The following is an 18,226-nucleotide window of genomic DNA, read 5'->3' as shown; positions in this document are numbered from 1 at the left end:
CTCTTTTTTCAGGTTTTTTCCGGCCTGAAAGAAGAGGCTTTTTTTTATATACAGTACGAATGTATTACTAAATGTGGAAACCGGAAACCCATCGAATATTGTAGCTTTGCAAAAATCGTATTTCCGGCTTTTTTAAAAGCCGGAAGAACAAAATTTGAAGGGAACATGGAAAAGTTAAACCTTGACAAAAAAGAGAAAATTAAACTGACATTTGATTTTCTGCAGCGAATGTTTGTGCATTACGGCATGTGGTATCATGAAGTTGTAGAAACTTTTGGAAAAGAACGGGCCGCGGATATTATGGAAGAGGCTTGGCAAAAGAGTTTTGCCATCCAGATGAAACGACTGGCCAAAACTGCCGGTTTTGCGTTGGAAGACGGATTACCGAAAGCATTGCTTGACATGAGTGAAGAACAGGTGGATGCTTTGCGAGAAGCAGTGGCGGTCAACTGGCTGGCTAACGACGGCGTGTGGTTTCAGGCGGTGGAATTTTCGGAAGGCATGGCGTTAGCCAAAAAATGTAATGATGCCGCATGGAGTCATTTTTCGCCTTATGAGGCTTTGCGGATCAAAAAGATACTCAATCTCCCTGAAAAAGCCGGTATTGCCGGACTGAAAAAAGCCATGGCCTACCGCCTGTACGGTACGGTTAATGTGCAGTCGTTTGCCAACGAAACAGCAACCAGCATTGATTTTTACATGAATGAATGCCGGGTGCAGGCAGCCCGTAAGCGGAAAGGTTTACAGGATTATCCCTGCAAAAGTGGCGGGATCATCGAATATACCACCTTTGCCGAAACCATCGACCCGCGGATAAAAACCAAAGTCATTGCCTGTCCGCCGGACAAACATCCGGATGAATGGTATTGTGGTTGGCATTTTTATATTGAAAGTTAGGGAGCACAAGCGTATACTTTTGCCTAATGTTCGTGCAATATTTTTTATTTTTATGGCATGATTTTCATTGCAGGCAGTCATCCGAAAATAACGCAATACCGCTGCACCCAACAAAAATACTGTTTCCGGTGCCACAACAACAGTTATTGGATTCTGGAAAAACAACAGCAGTTTCTGAGTTTGTTTTTTCTGCCGGTTCTTCCTTTGAAAACTAGCTATTTGTGTCATTGTCCGATATGCGGGAATACGGAATTTTTAGATCGTGAAACATTTGAAAAAAAGGTGGCTTCCGAAGCAGAGCCGTTGTAGCGGTTATTTTCCGGCCGGGGTTTCTTCCTGACACATCAGCAACCGGCAAAGTTGTTTCATCCCCTCCGCAGCACCAATATTTAAAAAGATATCGGTATAATGATCGGTAAAAGGAGATGGGTTTAAATTGATTTCGATGATGGTGGCGCCTTGTTCCTTGGCCAGTTGTGGCAGGGTATTGGCCGGATACACCTCGGCACGGGTGCCGATCACCAACAAGACATCGGCTTTTTTTACTTCGTCAAAAGCCCGGCGTTTTACCTCTGGAGAAAGCTTCTCATTGAAAAAAACAAAATCGGGTTTTAGTACTCCCCGGCAAACAAAGCAGGTAGGCGGCAGGTAGTTTAAATCGGCAAAAGTATAATCGTATTCGGTAGAACAGCGCGTACAAATCAGCCGGCGGTAGGTGCCGTGCAGTTCAATTACTTTTTTACATCCGGCTTCCTGGTGTAAATGATCAATGTTTTGGGTGATTACCGACTGGATGATGCCCTGTTGTCCCATTATCGAAAGAATATGATGGGCCAGATTGGGTTTTACGTTGATAAGCTGGTCGTAGAAAACTTTTTTGATGATTTCCCAGGTAAGCCCCGGTTTTTTAAGAAAAAAGTCGATGTTGAAATAGTTAGGGTCTACTTCTTTCCAGATGCCGCCTTCGCCGCGAAAAGTGGGTAATCCGCTTTCGGCCGAAATGCCGGCTCCGGTAAAAACTACCGTATATTTTGCTTTTTTTAATGCTTCGGCAGCCGCTCGTATGTTTTTTAATATCTTCAATGCCGGATGGTTACGGTTGTAATACTTTTGAAATGGTCACCGTGGAATCTTCGTTGTAAATGAGGGTGAACCCCAGTTTTTTGAAAAGTCGTAACATGCCTTTGTTGTCGGTAGTGGTTTCGGCGGCAACCCGTTTTACGCCGGCAACTTTGGCGATTTTTAAGCAATATTCGGTTAAAAGAAATCCAAGGTCTTTTCGTTGCCACTGGTCGGCAATGATAATGGCATACTCTGCCATTTCCAGGTCAGGATCAGCCAGCAGCCGGCCTTCTCCGATCATCATCCGTTTTCCGTTTTCTTCCACTTCGGCTACGATAGCCATTTCGCGGTCGTAATCGATATAGCAAAACTCCGTGGCTATTTCATGCGACTGGTATTGAAAATCGTAACGGAACCGGTGATAAATAGAGTCTTTGGAACAGTTCCCGAGCATTTCTAACCATAACGGTTCATCTTCGGGTTTTATGGGACGGAGTGTGACTTCTGTTCCATCGCGTAACCGGGCTTTTTTGATCAGCCTTTCAGGATACGGGCGCATAAGCAGGTGGCGGTAATCGATGGTTTCTTTTCCCTGTTCTTCCGGGTCGATGATGATGCGGGCGTCCAAAGCAATGACATCCTGTGGCGTAACCAACAACGGGTTGATATCCAGTTCTTCGATCTCGGGGTAATCGGCAGCGAGATACGAAAGCCGGATAAGCACTTCGACCAATTTATCGATATTTTTCGGCGGGCTGCCGCGGTAACCTTTCAGTAACGGATAAATTTTTAATGACTCAATCATTTGCCGGGCCAGGCGTTCATTGAGCGGTGGAAAATCAAGTCGCTGGTCTTTTAACAATTCGGCTGTAATACCACCGGAGCCGACCAGCATTACAGTGCCGAACATTTTTTCTTTTTTGAAACCTACAATGAGTTCCACGGCATTTTGAATGTCTGCCATTTTTTGAACGGTAACGCCATCGATACGTGCATGAGGTTGCTTTTTCCGGACATTTTCAAGAAGCTGTTTAAACCCGAGTTTCAACATCTCATCGCTGGTGATATTGAGCAAAACCCCGCCGACATCCGACTTGTGGGTTACATCGGGCGATTGAATTTTTAGCACCACCGGATAGCCTTTTTCGCGGGCAATGGCAACGGCTTCTTCTTTGGTTTTTGCCAGTTGAGGATGGGTAGCCGGGATGCCATAATCGGCAATCAACATTTTTGAATCGTTTTCCGATAAAACCCGGTTTTTAGGAAAAATCTCGCGGGCATATTTTTCCCGGAGAGCGTTACGGTCGTAACTGAACGAAACAGGAACTTCTTTGGGGGTTTCAAACAGCATCTCCAAATTGTTGGCATAGTGTATCAGGGTCATGTAAGCCTGAATAGCCCTTTCGGGAGTAAAGTAAGAAGGAAGCTGTGAAGCACGCAGGAAATTACGGCTGTCGCGCATGATTTTTCCTCCCATCCAGGAGGTCATGATGAGTTTGGTGGTTTTTCCGGCAATTTCAATAAGCTTGCGGGCTGTGGCATCAGGATCCGTCAAAGCTTGCGGGGTGATAATCACCAGGATAGCATGAACATTTTCATCTTCCAGTACGGTTTCTACCGTTTTGGCAATACGCAGGGGAGAGGCATCGCCCAGCACATCCACCGGATTGTTATGTGACCAGTTGGGCGGAAGTTGTTTGTTCAGCTTTTCGATGGTTGTTTCGGAAAGCCTGGCCAAACGGCCTCCTTGCATAATTAATGCATCGGTAGCCATCACTCCGGGACCGCCGGCATTGGTGATGATGGCCAGTCCGGAACCTTTGGGGATTTTCTTTTTCCCGACGAGATCGCTGAAATCAAAAATACTCTCCATGTTATATACCCGTGCCAGTCCGGCCCGGCGCAGTAAAGCGTCACAAACCGTGTCTTTTGTAGCCATGGCTCCGGTATGCGAAGTGGCGGCCTGAGCCGATTCGGGAAATCGTCCCGATTTGTAAACAATGATGGGCTTTTTACGGGCAAAAGCCCGGGCAGCCGACAGAAACCGGCGGGCATTACCCAGTGTTTCTACGTAAAGAATGATGGAATACGTATTGATATCCTGTCCGAAATAGTCAATCAAGTCGCCAAAAGTAACATCCATGGCATTGCCGATGGAAACAAAAAAGGAGAATCCTACATGGTTTTCAGAAGCCCAGTCGAGCAAAGCGGCTCCCAATGCTCCTGATTGCGAAATAAAAGCCATCCGGCCCTTTTGGGGCATGCTGCGGGAGAAACTTATGTTCAGATTAAAACCGGGGACAATCACTCCCATGCTGTTCGGGCCAAGAATTCGCATTTCAGGATACCGGGAAGCCCGTTTTTTTAATTCTTCTTCTAGTTTTTTCCCCTCTTCGCCGGCCTCTTTAAATCCGGCCGACATAATGATGATTCCGTGAATACCTTTTTTCCCGCACTGGTCAATGATATCCGGAACTTCTTTTGCCGGTGACATGATAACGGCCAGGTCGGGTGTTTTGGGAAGATCTTTTACACAAGGATAACAGGGGATACCCAAGACAGCCTCGCGACGGGGATTCACAGGATAAATAACTCCCGGATATCCGGCTTCAATGAGATTCCGGAGTGTGATTCCTCCAATACTTTTCGGGTTGTGGTTCACACCGATCAGGGCAATACGTCCGGGACGGAAAATGTAGTCAAGTTTACGAACAGCCATGCTAAGGAGTTTAAAAAATTATTTTGTTTCGCAACCGTTTCAAGTCTAAACAAATGTAACAAAAAAAAGCGGTGGAAATAAAAAGTCCCGAAACGGGATGTTCCGGGACTTCGTGGTTAAAGCTTGAAAAAAGAGTGTCTTTTTAGTGTAAAAAGAGAAAATGTTATCGTTTGACATCAACTTTGGCACCGGCAATGATCTCTTCAACGACGCCCGGATCCAATAATGTGGACGTATCCCCCAGATTGGTGGCATCGCCTTCTCCGATTTTACGTAAGATCCGGCGCATGATTTTTCCCGATCGTGTTTTTGGTAATCCGTTGACAATTTGGATTTTATCCGGTTTGGCAATGGGCCCGATAAATTTTGTAACGGTTGCCCTGATTTCATCTTCAATGGTCTCTTTTTCCTCATCGGTAAGTTCGGAACAAATGACGTAAGCATAAATTCCCGAACCTTTGATTTCGTGCGGATAACCCACCACGGCCGATTCAATCACTTTGGGGTGCTGATTGATGGCGTCTTCCACTTCAGCCGTTCCGATACGGTGTCCGGAAACATTGATGACGTCATCAATACGCCCGATAATCCGGTAGTATCCTTCCTCGTCGCGTTTAGCTCCGTCTCCGGTAAGGTACAGGCCTTTGAAGGTGGAAAAATAAACCTGATGACAGCGGTCATGATCGCCCCAGGTGGTACGGATCATTCCCGGCCAGGGATATTTGATACAAAGAATTCCTTCTACGCCGTTTCCTTTCAGTTCATTGCCTTCGGCATCCACCAAGATGGGTTGTACTCCTGGCAGCGGAAGGGTGGCAAAGGAGGGTTTTGTAGGGGTTAATCCGGCCAAAGGTGAAATTAGAATTCCGCCGGTTTCCGTTTGCCACCAGGTATCTACAATGGGGCAGCGACCTTTTCCTACCAAATCATGATACCAGCGCCAGGCTTCTTCGTTAATAGGTTCTCCTACGGTTCCTAAAACTTTCAGAGAGCTTAAGTCATGTTTGGTTACCCATTCGTCGCCCTGAGCCATCAGTGCACGGATCGCGGTTGGAGCAGTGTAAATTTGATTGACTTTGTATTTATCCACTACGTCCCAAAAACGCCCGGCATCCGGAAAGGTGGGGATTCCCTCGAACATGATGGAAGTTGCCCCGGCCAGCAAAGGACCGTAAACAATGTATGAGTGTCCGGTAACCCAGCCAATATCAGCGGTACACCAGTACATGTCGCCATCGCTGTATTGAAATACATTTTTAAAGGTGTATTCGGTGTAAATCATGTAGCCGGCTGTAGTGTGCACCACTCCTTTGGGTTTTCCGGTAGAACCGGAAGTATAAAGAATGAACAGCACATCTTCAGCATCCATTATTTCGGCTTTGTTTTCGCTACTAACACCTTCAATGGCATCGTGCCACCATACATCACGCCCTTCCGTCCAGTTAATTTTTTCTCCGGTACGTTTCAGAACAATCACATGCTCCACCGTGGGACATTTTTTCAGCGCTTCGTCGGTAATTTCTTTTAACGGAATGGTTTTGTTGCCCCGGAAACCACCATCGGAGGTAATTACCATTTTAGCTTCTGCGTCGATAATACGGTCGGCCAGTGCGGTGGCGGAAAATCCGGCAAAAATGATGGAATGAATGGCTCCGATACGGGCACAAGCCAGCATGGCAATGGCCAGTTCGGGAACCATCGGAAGATAAAGCGCCACACGGTCACCCTTTTTTACGCCCATTTTTAACAGGGCGTTTGCAAATTGTTTTACTTTATCAAATAATTCACCATACGTTAGTCTGATTTCTTTTTCGTTGGGATCGTTGGGTTCCCAGATCAGGGCTACCTGATCTTTACGCATGAACAGGTTGCGTTCAAAAATGTTTTCGGTAATATTCAATTTTGCATTGACAAACCATTTTACATCCGGAGCGCCGGGCCCGTCAAACTTCCATTCAACAACCTGATCCCATTTTTTATGCCAATAATGGGTTTCGGCTATTCCCGCCCAGAAAGTTTCCGGATCGGCTACGCTCTCTTTGTACTTTTGAAAGTACTCCGCCAAACTTGTAATCTTGTTTACCATGATATTTAAAATTGAGATGAAACAATGAATAAATTATGTGTGAATTTTGAAAAAGCCATCGTAGTGAAGAAGGACCTGTCCGGAAAAATAATTTGAAACGAGAAATGGAAAACAGAATAAAAAGGGGGGCAAAGAGTATTGTTTTATCCATGAAAAACGGTAGGGAAGTTCTTTTTTCATTATTTGAAATGTCGTTTTTCACGGGAGAAAGTATTTGTGAGAAATTAACAAACGCTCAAATGTATACTTATTTTTAAAAGTTTTCTAAAGCTAATTTAATTTAAAACCTATCTAAATAATTGGTGGCTGATAGGGTGATTCCGGCGAACCGACCGGTAATTTGTTAAAATAAAAACCTGAGCAATTGTTTTTTTCGTAGATGGATTGTACAATGCTGTATTCACTTTAATGGGGTTAACAGAAGATTTTCATAAGTATAGCGAATAATACAGTTCTTTTTTCTGCTTTTCTGGTGCATTTCCAATGTTTTAAATAATAATGGCAACCTTTTCTTATTTTTGTTCTCTCATTATTCCATTGAAAACAAATCATTATGACCGATAAATTTGAGACTATTCCTTTGCGGGAATTATTGCAAATCATTCTCTATCAATTAGAAAATACAAATTCCATTTTTGGTATCCCGGCGGCTCTGTTTTTTAGGCCGCGGAAAGATGATCCGTTTCGTATTCAACGTTTTGGTCAGTTGCTGGAAACGCCGGTGGGCGTAGCGGCGGGTCCACATACCCAAATGGCTCAGAATATTGTAGCGGCCTGGCTTACCGGTGCGCGGTATATGGAGTTGAAAACAATTCAAACACTGGATGAACTGGAAGTTTCAAAACCCTGTATTGACATGCAGGATGAAGGATATAATTGCGAATGGTCGCAGGAGCTGAAAATTAACCAGTCGTTTGAACAATACCTGAATGCCTGGATTCTGATTCATGTTTTGCATGATAAACTGGGATTTGAAGGAGAAAAACCGGGAGTGATTTTCAACATGAGTGCCGGTTATGATTTTGCCGGAATGATGCAGGACAATGTGCAGTGGTTTTTCAGCAAGATGACGGATGCTTCGCAAGAGCTGGCCGAAAAGCTGGAAACAATTCAGGATATTTACCCGCGGGTTCGCGAACTTCAAATCTCGTCTCAAATTACCGATAATATTACGCTTTCGACCATGCACGGCTGTCCGCCGGATGAGATTGAAAAAATCGGAGAATATCTTTTACGTGAAAAGGATCTTCATACAACCATCAAACTAAATCCTACTTTGCTGGGAAAAGAAGACTTACGTGGTATTTTAAAGAATTCAGGATTTGATACCGATGTGCCGGATCTTGCTTTTGAACACGATTTAAAATATGAAGAAGCGCTGAAAATTATTTCCAGGCTGGAAAAACTGGCGGATGAAAAACAGCTGTTTTTTGGACTGAAACTAACCAATACATTAGAGAGCCGCAATCACAAAGAGGTCTTTTCTTCCGATGAAGAGATGATGTACATGAGCGGCCGGGCCTTGCATCCTATTTCGGTGAATTTAGCCCGGAAACTGCAAAATGAATTTCACGGAAGGCTGGATATTTCTTTTTCCGGCGGTGCCGATGCTTTTAATACGCCTGATTTGATTGCTTCCGGATTGTCGCCGGTAACGGTGAGTTCAGATGTGTTGAAACCCGGTGGTTATGGCCGGTTGCATCAGTATATCGAAAAATTACAGGAGGCTTTTGAAGAAGCCGGTGCTGAAGATACCGTTTCGTTTATTGCAGCCAAAAGCGGAATAAACGGAACGCTGCAGGAGCAAATCCTGCATAACCTTAATGATTATGCGGATAGCGTATTGGAAAGCCGTCGTTATAAAAGAAATTCCCTGCATACACCAAGCATTAAAACTGCCCGTCCGTTGGGTTATTTCGACTGTATTCACGCGCCGTGTGTGGATACCTGTCCGACGAACCAGGATATTCCGGATTACATGTATCATACGGCACATGGCGATTTTCAGAAAGCGTTTGAGGTAATTATGCGTACCAATCCTTTTCCTAATACCACAGGAATGGTGTGTGACCATCAGTGTCAGACCAAGTGTACGCGCATGAATTACGACAGTCCGGTGCTGATTCGTGAAATCAAACGGTTTGTAGCCGAGGAAGCGGTAAAAAATGGTTATTCTTTCAAGAAACCGGAGATAACTTCCGGAAAAAAAGCAGCGGTAGTCGGTGCCGGTCCTTCGGGCTTATCCTGTGCCTGGTTTTTGAAAAAAGCCGGATTTGAAGTAACGCTTTATGAATCGAAACCCCGTCCGGGGGGAATGGTGTCGGGAGCGATTCCTTCTTTCCGGTTGACGGATGAATCGGTGAATATTGATATTCAGCGTATTGAAGCTTTGGGAGTACAGGTTTATTTTTCTACCCGGGTGGATGCTCCGCTTTTTGAGAAATTACGGAAAGACAATGATTTTGTTTATCTTGCTGTGGGAGCACAAAAAGCGCTTCCGCTTTCGATTGAAGGAGCGAATGCCGAAGGCGTGCTTGATCCGCTTGACTTTTTATTCCGGGTAAAAGAAAATATTCCGGTTCATTTGGGTGAAAATATAGCGGTTATTGGTGGTGGAAATACGGCGATGGATGCTGCCCGTACTGCTTATCGTCTGGTAGGTGACCGTGGAAAAGTAACCATTGTTTACCGCCGTACAAAAAATCAAATGCCTGCTGATCCGGATGAGGTGGAAGCGGTACTGGCAGAAGGAATCCAGGTAATGGAACTGGTTTCGCCATTAAAGGTCAATACCCAAAACGGAAAGGTCGTTTCGCTGACCTGTATTCGCATGAAACTCGGGGAAAAAGATGCCGGCGGCCGTCGTCGGCCGGTGGAAATTCCGGGGTCGGAATTTGAAATAGCCTTTGATACGATTATTCCTGCCATTGGTCAGGATCTGGCTTTGGATTTTGTGGATATCAAACAGTTGAAAACCAAACCGGGAAGCTATGAAACAAAACTGAAAAATGTTTTTATCGGCGGAGATGCTTTGCATGGGGCAGCTACGGTGATTAAAGCCATTGGTGATGGCCGGAAAGCTGCTGCCGAGATGATCCGGAAAGCCGGGGTCGCTTCTTTGGAAGATAAAAAACCGGAAAGAGAGCCCCAAAGTTTGTCGGATCACATGGTCAAACGCAGTTTGAAAAAAGAACCGGTGCCGGTACAGGAAATCCCGCTTAACGACCGGAAGAACTTTAAACTGGTTACTTCTACGCTTACCCGGGAGGAAGCCATACAGGAGGCTTCACGTTGTTTACAGTGTGATGAAGTGTGTAATATTTGTACCACCGTTTGTCCTAACCTGGCTTTTCATTCTTACGAAACGGAACAATGCCATTATTCATTACAAAAGATTACCGGCAGTGCAGGGGTTTATGATGTTTCGGATGATGCTGTTTTTGAAATTAAACAAAACCGGCAAATCCTGCATTTAGCCGATTGGTGTAATCAATGTGGAAACTGTGCTACGTTTTGTCCTTCGGCCGGAAAACCTTATCGGGATAAACCGCATCTTTACCTGAAACGTGAAAGTTTTGAAGCCAATACCGATGGCTATTTCTTTGACCGGGAAAAGAACCGGATGGAAACTTTCTTACAAGGACAAAAGGTCTTTTTATATGAAAAAGATAACCGGATTGTCTTTGAGAGCAAGAGCTTTTTGATAGAACTGAATCCGGGTAATTTCCGGGTGATAGCAGTAGAAATAAAAGATAAAGACGATTTTGTTGTTTCAACAAAAGACGCTGCTGAACTATTTATTCTCTTAAAAGGAGCCCGGTCATTTTACGGACAACAAAAGAACCAGAATTAGGTTTTGGTTTTTCCCAAAGAAGAAAAAAGCCGCTCCTTCAGGAGCGGCTTTTGTTTATTTAATTAAAACCCTTTGGGCTTTTTCTTGAAGCCGAGCATACGGTAGTTCAATGAAACAAGAATTGATTTTCGGTCACCGATAATTCCGCCTTCGCTGCGGATTTGCCAGTGTTTATTGATTTGGTATTGCATCCCAATCAGGAGATTCCAGTGTTCTTTGGTTTGTTTATCCATGCCGTATTTTACTACCGATTCGCCTTCTCTTTTATCGAGTGCATCCATCAGCGGCGTAATGGTTTTGTCGGCCAGTGCCTGTTGCAGCGGGGTGGCTTCGTTATGATACCAGTCCCAATAGTTTCCGACAATTTCATCTTTTCTGTCCCAAACATCCTGGGGTAAGGCATCCTGTAGTTTGATAGCTCCCACGGTTTCTGACTGCATGGTGAGGTACATGGCACCCACCCATACGGAAATATTGCTGTATGGTCTGTTTTTGAAAGTAAAGACTTTTCCCATACGAATCCCAACGATATTCACCACAGTGGGCTTATCAAGCAGTGCCGGCTTATTCCATGTCATATTAGCATCCACCGAAACCCATACCGGGCCGATTCCGCCGGCAAATAACATTCCAAAACCGTAGGTGGAAACATCCTGGTCAACAACAGAATTAAAACTGATGGAATTATCAGAATAGGGCAACAGGTTTACCGCCACATCGGTTTTGGAATTTCCGTAACCAAAGATTCCGTAAACATCCAAAAACGGGAATACCCAAATATCCGGTCGGATATTAAAAGAATAAGTTGTATTTCTGCTGTCCCCAAAAGAAATCAAACTATCTGATGTCGGGGTTAATGGAAAATCCACCGGACCACCATAAGCATTTTCGTATCCTAAACGAAAATTGTCAATGGTAATGCCTTGTTCGCCATAAAAATAGTTCAGCATAAACCCAATGGGATACTGAATATCAAATCCCTTTTTGTAAGCACCTTGTCCCAAAAAGGGAAAGACATAGTTGTATTTTACGTTTTTCAAGCTGTCGGTATAAGCTTCATATTTGCTTCGAACTCTTTTGGTTGTGTACTGTGCCTGGCTTTTTTGCGGAATCCCCAAAAATAGAATCAATACAGGCAAAATAAGTAGTTTGTTTTTTAGTTTCATCATCTTTTATTCTTTTAAAAACAACTTTTATTTACTTGTTTTTCTTATTGGGCTGCTTTTTTGGCAGCGCGTTCTTTCGCTTTTTTTTCTCTTTTCAGTTGTGCTTTTTCTCCGGCTCCGATAGGAATATTGGCTTTGAGATAAAAAACGCTGTTTTTTGTTCCGGATATTCCTTTGTAAACGTTTACCAATCCGTAATAATATTTAAATCCCACCGTCATTCCGGTTCTTCCGGGAAACCGGTAGCCCAAACCGGCGGTTGGTCCAACATCAATGGGGTTGATTTTGTCTTTGTTGTATTCTTTTAAGAGAACCGTTTTGTCTTCGTCTGTATATTTATATTCTACCCAGGCATTGTAACGAAGACTGGCCTGAATACCGCCTTCCACATAAAACCGGTTTTGAAACATATACCGCATCATCATGGGGACAATAAAGGTATTTACTTTTTGGTAGTAATCGCCCTGGCCCATAGCGGTATCGGCAAAAGCCGATCCGATCGTTTTTAAATCATCATGGGTTAGGTTACCGCTTCCTGTTTTGGCTTTTACCAGTACCCCGGTGTTTATGTACCACGGGCCTTTCAATTGAAAAACAAAGTAGAACCCCAAATTCCAGTCAGACATATATTTTTTGGAATCCATGTTGGTAATATGCGAGAAATTACCACCTCCTTCTACGCCAAACTCCAGCTTTTCAGAATTTAGTTTATCTCCCAGAATGAGGGAAATCAGAACCTGCGATTGTGCTGTAAGCGTGGTGAAAAGGATGAGAAGAAGAAAAATATGGCGTAAAACTCTGTTCATTCGCTTTATTTTTTGTTTTAGTACTTCCTGTGTTTTTGCTGATATTGTCAGGATTGTTTTTATCGCCAGCGATCCATTATAAATCGCACGGAAAACATGATGCGTTGATCGTCGGCTGAAGCGCCATCTTTATTAAAGCGCTTTCCGTATTGGTAATTCAGCCCAGCAAATATACGGTTTTTTAATATCTCGTAAATAAGCTGGGTTACCGAGTAGTACGATTTATGAAAAGCATCTCCGGATTGTCCGGCCGTATTGTTTTCATTGGTTTCGCTAAAGCCGGTCGATGCTGACCATTTTTCCCCGAATTTTTGATCGTAAAAAGCGGTAAAACCAAACTGGAAAGGAACAGTAGCCTGAAAATTTGCATCCGGTGTTATTTCTACTCCGCCGTCGTTGTTATAACCGGCGTATCCGTGCCCGAAAACGGTTTGCAGACGAAGTGCTCCGGTGTGATGGAAGGTGTAAATGGCTGAAGTAAGGTTTAAAGCCCAGCCGAATTTGTTCTTTGTTTGGGCTTTTTCATATTGAACACTCACCAATTCATAAGAGAGTTGTCGTAACAGCAAAGCACTTTTAAAATAGCCTCCTTTTCCGCGGAAAGTATAACGGGTAATAAAATCGGGCAGCATTTCTTTGGTTTTAGCATACCAAAGGTTCGGGTCAATTTGCCGAAGCTGGCCCGGGTCAACTCCCGAACCCGGAATCTCAAGGGAAAATTCCATTTTACTTTTAGGACTTAATTTTTGTGTGTAACGGAACATTTCGGTAACAAGCAGCGCCATGCCTGACGGTCCCCACCAGTCGTAATTGTTGGGAAAAGCCTCCAAATCGATAAACGTCGACCAATCTTTTCCCACACGGAAAGGTCCCCAATCGCCGTAAACCATGCGAAACCGCAGTGTTGTTTCTCCCGCCTGAATGCCTAAACCGAAAAGATCAAATTCGAAGCGTAAACGGATGGGGCCCCATTTGTGTTGAGTGGGTAATACGCCTTCAAATTTAAAAGTAGACTGACGTACACTGAAGTAAAGATGTCCGTTAGTTCCCCATCCCGGGTCGGTGGGATAGATCGGTATTTTCGATGGCCGGAAACCACCAATCCAGTCCGGATCCATTTGTTTTAAATCATAAATTACATCGGTGTGAACCATGCCCCAGATATTCAGGTAAGGTTTTTCCTGTTTGTCAATGACTCCCTCTTTGGCTTGTCCGAAAATAGTAGTGGTCGGGATCATTAAAAAGAAAAATACGGTCAGTAGGGTAAAGCGGCTTTTCATAAGTTCATATTTAAAAAATCAAATATAATCATTTTTGAAAATAACCAGTATAATTTTTATATTCGCTTTTTCTTTACCAAAGTCAATAATTATGCCTACAAAATCTGCACTTGAAGCTTTACAACATTTACGCGACCCCGGTACGTTTCAGTGGTATGTCATTCCGCTTTTTGCTTTTGTGGTTTATGTTTATGCCGTTGAAATTGAACGAAAAAACTGGAATCTGGTTTTTGCCGGCCTGGCCTTTTGGGGAATGGACTGGTTTAACGAAATCTGGAATGCACTGGTTTTTCATTTTACCCAATATGCTCCGGTTTGGGGCGCTCCCGGAAAATCAGCGTATGAGATTCTTATCGGGTTAAACATTGAAATCAGCTTTATGTTTGCCATTGCCGGTATTACTTTTGCCAAACTTTTGCCATCAGATAAAAAATTAAAAATCCTTGGCATTCCCAATCGATGGTTTTTCGCCGTGTTGGATTCCATCTTTTGTGTATTGATTGAAATGTTGTTACATGCTGTGGGTGCATTAACCTGGGATTATTCGTGGTGGAATGCCTCCGCTCCGGTGCTCATTGTTATTTTTGGGTATTTAACTTTCTTTGTGGTCTCTTTTTGGGTTTTCGATATGAAAACCGTCCGAAAAAAGATAATCACTACCGGCGTGATTTATGCGGTGGATATTATTGCTATTTTGATTTTCGGAGTGTTGCTTGGCTGGTTGTAATTTCTGAAAAATCAGGAGCTTATTTAAAAATTTTTTTATGACCGATCTGAAAATAATCGATCCTTACGATTTTAAACCCCAAATCAATGCGTTGTGGAACCGGCAATATATGTTGCTTGCGGTGGGTGATTTTAAAACGGGCCATTTTAATACCATGACGGTAGCCTGGGGAACTTTTGGTATTATGTGGAATAAACCGTATGCCATGGTGGTGGTACGGCCTTCGCGGTATACCTTTGAGTTTTTGAATCGCTATCCCGACTTTACCTTGACGGCTTTTCCGGAGAAATACAACGATGATCTGACCTTGCTGGGAACCCGGTCAGGACGTGACGGGGATAAACTGGCCGAAACATCGCTTCATGCAGTAGCCGCTCAGAAAGTGCAGTCACCGGCATTTGCCGAAGCCGAATTAATTATCGAATGCCGTAAGACCTATTGGAACGATTTGATACCCGAAAATTTTACGGATGCGTCCATTTTTCGCAAGCACGAAAGCCGCAATACCCACCGGCTTTATTTTGGTGAAATGGTGTTGATCAGCGGTTTGGAAAAATACCATAAGTAGGAAATAGATCTTATCTGTTTACCGATGCGGGTGAAAACCGGATCAAAATAATTCCCAAGGGATTGAATCTGAATTACCGGTTGGTCAGAAATAAAGTTCCCGTAGAATCCTGAAAGGATTCAATTTTATATCGCTTATCATATCTCGTCCGTGTTTGTAAACGCGGATGAAAAATAGAGTAAAAAAACATTTCTCATCTGGGTTTACCATTATTCTACCGGATTAAAAGTTGAAATTCCTGTTCTCGTTTTGTAACTTTGTAGGGTAAGCTTTTAAAAACGAATATCATGGATGCAAAAGATGTGGTTATTTCTCTTTTGGAAGAGGCGGGAATTACCCTCAACGGCAGCCGTCCGTGGGATGTGCAGGTACATAACGAAAATACCTTCAAACGCTGGATTTCCGAAACCGAATTGGGACTTGGTGAGTCCTATATGGACGGATGGTGGGATGTGGAAGCCCTGGATGAATTCTTTAATAAAATTTTACGAGCCAACCTTGAACAGAAAATAAAACACAGCCTGAAAACGGCGCTTTTTATTCTTTCCACCCGGATTTTTAATTACCAGACCGTTTCCCGCTCGAAACAAGTGGGAGAGGAACATTACGATTTGGGAAATGACCTTTTCCGGATGATGCTCGACAAGCGGATGGTTTACTCCAGTGCTTACTGGAAAAAGGCTAAAGATCTGGATGAGGCACAGGAAGTTAAGCTGGATTTGATTTGTAAAAAATTGGAACTGAAACCGGGGATGAAAGTATTGGATATTGGTTGTGGATGGGGGAGTTTTGCCCGGTTTGCTGCCGAAAAATATGGCGTGGAAGTATTGGGTGTCAGTATCTCAAAAAAACAAATTGAGCTGGGAAAAGTATTGTGTAAAGGGTTGCCGGTAGAGCTCCGTTTTCAGGATTACCGGGAAGTAACCGGTCAGTTTGATGCGGTGCTGTCCATCGGTTTTTTTGAGCATGTGGGCTACAAAAATTATCGTACTTACATGGAAGTGGTAAACCGTTGTTTAAAAAATGACGGCATATCGCTGATACATACCATTGGCAGCAATGTGAGTGTGACTTATGTTAACGAATGGACCCACAAATATATTTTTCCTAACGGGATGATCCCCTCGTTGGCACAGATAGCCAAAGCAGCAGAAGGATTGTTTGTGGTGGAAGATGTACACAACTTCGGTCCGGATTACGACAAAACGCTCATGGCCTGGTATGCTAATTTTGAAAAAGCCTGGCCACAGTTAAAAGACAAATACCATGAACGTTTTTACCGGATGTGGCGTTATTTTCTGTTGAGCAGCGCCGGTAGTTTCCGTTCACGGTTTAATCAGTTATGGCAGGTTATTTTAACCAAACCGGGCCGGGATTTGCCTCAATATCGTTACTGATTTAATATCGGTATTATTCATTGATCTCCCGATCACGAAAACCCAGCAGATATAAAATCGTATCCAGTCCGTTGACCGAGATGGCATGTTGTGCCGAAGCCTTTACGGTAGGTTTGGCGTGAAAAGCAATTCCCATGCCGGCTTTCTCGAGCATGGGCAGATCGTTGGCACCGTCGCCTACGGCAATGACTTGTTCAAGATGGATGTCTTCTTTAAAAGCAAGTAATTCCAGCAGTTGTGCTTTTCGTTGTCCGTCCACAATTTCGTTCAGATGGCGGCCGGTAAGTTTTCCGTTCTTAATTTCCAGTTCGTTGGCAAAAACATAATCGATGCCCAGCTTGTTTTTCAGGTAATTGCCGAAATAGGTAAATCCACCCGAGAGGATGGCTGTCCGGTAACCATATTGTTTCAGCGTGCGCAGCAAGCGTTCGGCTCCTTCGGTAATGGGGAGGTTTTCAGCAATTTCTTTCAGTACCGATTCGTCCAGCCCTTTTAACAAAGCTACCCGTTTCCGGAAACTTTCTTTAAAATCAATTTCGCCCCGCATGGCACTGGCGGTTATTTCTTTCACTTTGTCGCCCACCCCGGCACGCACGGCCAGTTCGTCTATCACTTCTGTTTGAATAAGTGTGGAGTCCATATCGAAACAAACCAGCCTTCGTGTCCGGCGAAAAACATTGTCTTCCTGGAAAGCAATATCAAAATCACTTTTTGAAGCAATGGTTAGCAGGGCCTGTTTCATGGCTTTTACATCAACGGGTGTGCCGCGAACCGAAAACTCCACTACGGCTTTGGTCACTTTGTTTTTCTTTTTCAGCGATTTCCGGCCGGATAAACGCGAAATGGTATCGATATTCAGGTTTTGATCCACAATAACACGGGCTACCTGGGCAATATCGGAAGCCGTAAGACGCGGTGCCAGCACCGTAATCAGGTAGCGTTCTTTTCCCTGATTGCTTACCCATTCTTCATACTGTTCCAGCGGAATAGGAGTAAACGAAATGTGGGTGTTCAGTTCATAGGCTTTAAAAAGCAAATCTTTTAAAATGCTGGACGATTTGGATTCTTTCGGTACTTCAAACAAAATACCCAGCCCGAGATCCTGATGAATCACCGACTGCCCCATGTCGAGGATGTTGACATTGTACTGCGAAAGCACTTCCATCAGCGAAGCGGTTAGTCCGGGCTTGTCTTTTCCTGAAATATTCAGAAGAATAATTTCGTTATTGTTTTCTGCCATTACCGTACTCTTTTGAGGAACAAAAGTAAAATTTCCATGTTATGAACGAATGTTTTTTTCAGAAAAGTCCTGCCGGAATTTTTTTAAAAAAGAATTTTTCTTTTTTCCGCTGTATCCGGTGTTCCTGTGTAAATCGTTTGCAGAAACCGCCTGGAGAATGAGATGCGGGTGATTTTCATTTAGGGTACAACAGGACAAATAATCAGGCCTAAATAATTATAAGCCAGTTGTTTTTAGGGTGCGGTTGCTTTTTTCAGCATTTTGGGGTACCGGGGAGTTAAATTCTTTTTGCATGCTAAAACCCTGTTGTTTCTTTACCTTTGGGTGGATTTTTTCAGCTTTTCTCTATCTCGATAAATCATTAACGGAAAAACTTTTTTCCGGCAACGGACAACTTCCGGATGATTTTAAACCATTTTTTGATC

General features: G+C 43.7%; 12 protein-coding genes. 5 read left to right on the top strand and 7 right to left on the bottom strand.

Going from position 1 to position 18,226, the window contains the following annotated elements; all coding sequences use genetic code 11:
• The first annotated feature begins 165 nt into the window (after positions 1-165).
• Entirely contained in the window at positions 166-897 is a 732-nt protein-coding gene (locus LA303_RS00195; protein ID WP_240525928.1) for a DUF6125 family protein, read from the top strand.
• 312 nt (positions 898-1,209) lie between these two features.
• Here LA303_RS00195 and LA303_RS00190 read toward each other — a convergent pair whose 3' ends face one another.
• The 3 genes from LA303_RS00190 to acs form a co-directional block, all read right to left on the bottom strand.
• Positions 1,210-1,980: an SIR2 family NAD-dependent protein deacylase gene (locus LA303_RS00190; protein ID WP_240525927.1), complete on the bottom strand. Its 771-nt coding sequence runs from the start codon at positions 1,978-1,980 to the stop codon at positions 1,210-1,212.
• A 10-nt stretch (positions 1,981-1,990) separates the two neighbouring features.
• Positions 1,991-4,678, bottom strand: coding sequence for a bifunctional acetate--CoA ligase family protein/GNAT family N-acetyltransferase (locus LA303_RS00185; RefSeq protein ID WP_240525926.1), 2,688 nt, complete (start codon positions 4,676-4,678; stop codon positions 1,991-1,993).
• A 163-nt stretch (positions 4,679-4,841) separates the two neighbouring features.
• Positions 4,842-6,764, bottom strand: coding sequence for an acetate--CoA ligase (gene acs, locus LA303_RS00180; RefSeq protein WP_240525925.1), 1,923 nt, complete (start codon positions 6,762-6,764; stop codon positions 4,842-4,844).
• A 553-nt stretch (positions 6,765-7,317) separates the two neighbouring features.
• On the opposite strand from acs, the gene ygfK reads away from it, so the two are divergent.
• Positions 7,318-10,617, top strand: a complete 3,300-nt coding sequence (ygfK, locus tag LA303_RS00175; RefSeq protein WP_240525924.1) for a putative selenate reductase subunit YgfK — start codon at positions 7,318-7,320, stop codon at positions 10,615-10,617.
• Positions 10,618-10,679: 62 nt separating this feature from the next.
• Here the strand turns inward: ygfK and LA303_RS00170 are convergent, their stop codons facing one another.
• From LA303_RS00170 to LA303_RS00160, 3 genes are read right to left on the bottom strand one after another with little or no spacing between them, the layout of a single operon-like run.
• Positions 10,680-11,786, bottom strand: coding sequence for a hypothetical protein (locus LA303_RS00170; RefSeq protein ID WP_240525923.1), 1,107 nt, complete (start codon positions 11,784-11,786; stop codon positions 10,680-10,682).
• 41 nt (positions 11,787-11,827) lie between these two features.
• The gene (locus LA303_RS00165) at positions 11,828-12,589 is read right to left on the bottom strand and encodes a porin family protein (protein ID WP_240525922.1); all 762 of its coding nucleotides are present in this window, start codon (positions 12,587-12,589) and stop codon (positions 11,828-11,830) included.
• A gap of 59 nt (positions 12,590-12,648) precedes the next feature.
• Positions 12,649-13,869 (bottom strand): hypothetical protein, encoded by a 1,221-nt coding sequence (locus tag LA303_RS00160; RefSeq protein ID WP_240525921.1) that lies wholly within the window; start codon positions 13,867-13,869, stop codon positions 12,649-12,651.
• Between the two features lie 91 nt (positions 13,870-13,960).
• Here LA303_RS00160 and LA303_RS00155 point away from each other — a divergent pair, with 91 nt between their 5' ends.
• The 3 genes from LA303_RS00155 (at position 13,961) to cfa (ending at position 16,561) form a co-directional block, all read left to right on the top strand.
• Positions 13,961-14,596 carry a hypothetical protein gene (locus LA303_RS00155; RefSeq protein WP_240525920.1) on the top strand — a complete coding sequence of 212 codons (636 nt, stop codon included), beginning with the start codon at positions 13,961-13,963 and terminating at the stop codon, positions 14,594-14,596.
• A gap of 37 nt (positions 14,597-14,633) precedes the next feature.
• Positions 14,634-15,164, top strand: a complete 531-nt coding sequence (locus LA303_RS00150) for a flavin reductase (RefSeq protein WP_240525919.1) — start codon at positions 14,634-14,636, stop codon at positions 15,162-15,164.
• A gap of 287 nt (positions 15,165-15,451) precedes the next feature.
• Positions 15,452-16,561, top strand: a complete 1,110-nt coding sequence (gene cfa / locus LA303_RS00145) for a cyclopropane fatty acyl phospholipid synthase (RefSeq protein ID WP_240525918.1) — start codon at positions 15,452-15,454, stop codon at positions 16,559-16,561.
• Between the two features lie 13 nt (positions 16,562-16,574).
• Here cfa and serB read toward each other — a convergent pair whose 3' ends face one another.
• On the bottom strand, positions 16,575-17,801 hold the full coding sequence (gene serB, locus LA303_RS00140; RefSeq protein ID WP_240525917.1) for a phosphoserine phosphatase SerB: 1,227 nt from the start codon (positions 17,799-17,801) through the stop codon (positions 16,575-16,577).
• Positions 17,802-18,226 lie beyond the last annotated feature (425 nt).

Source organism: Candidatus Sulfidibacterium hydrothermale (assembly GCF_020149915.1).
In the GTDB taxonomy this organism is placed as follows: Bacteria; Bacteroidota; Bacteroidia; order Bacteroidales; family F082; genus Sulfidibacterium; species Sulfidibacterium hydrothermale.
The sequence above is the reverse complement of the archived record's forward strand: the minus strand, read 5'-3'. Positions and strand labels throughout refer to the sequence as shown.

Coding starts and splice junctions, on each gene's coding strand:
- cfa (WP_240525918.1), top strand. CDS start 15,452: ATGGATGCAAAAGATGTGGTTATTTCTCTTTTGGAAGAGGCGGGAATT.
- ygfK (WP_240525924.1), top strand. CDS start 7,318: ATGACCGATAAATTTGAGACTATTCCTTTGCGGGAATTATTGCAAATC.
- LA303_RS00170 (WP_240525923.1), bottom strand. CDS start 11,786: ATGATGAAACTAAAAAACAAACTACTTATTTTGCCTGTATTGATTCTA.
- serB (WP_240525917.1), bottom strand. CDS start 17,801: ATGGCAGAAAACAATAACGAAATTATTCTTCTGAATATTTCAGGAAAA.
- acs (WP_240525925.1), bottom strand. CDS start 6,764: ATGGTAAACAAGATTACAAGTTTGGCGGAGTACTTTCAAAAGTACAAA.
- LA303_RS00150 (WP_240525919.1), top strand. CDS start 14,634: ATGACCGATCTGAAAATAATCGATCCTTACGATTTTAAACCCCAAATC.
- LA303_RS00160 (WP_240525921.1), bottom strand. CDS start 13,869: ATGAAAAGCCGCTTTACCCTACTGACCGTATTTTTCTTTTTAATGATC.
- LA303_RS00165 (WP_240525922.1), bottom strand. CDS start 12,589: ATGAACAGAGTTTTACGCCATATTTTTCTTCTTCTCATCCTTTTCACC.
- LA303_RS00195 (WP_240525928.1), top strand. CDS start 166: ATGGAAAAGTTAAACCTTGACAAAAAAGAGAAAATTAAACTGACATTT.
- LA303_RS00155 (WP_240525920.1), top strand. CDS start 13,961: ATGCCTACAAAATCTGCACTTGAAGCTTTACAACATTTACGCGACCCC.
- LA303_RS00185 (WP_240525926.1), bottom strand. CDS start 4,678: ATGGCTGTTCGTAAACTTGACTACATTTTCCGTCCCGGACGTATTGCC.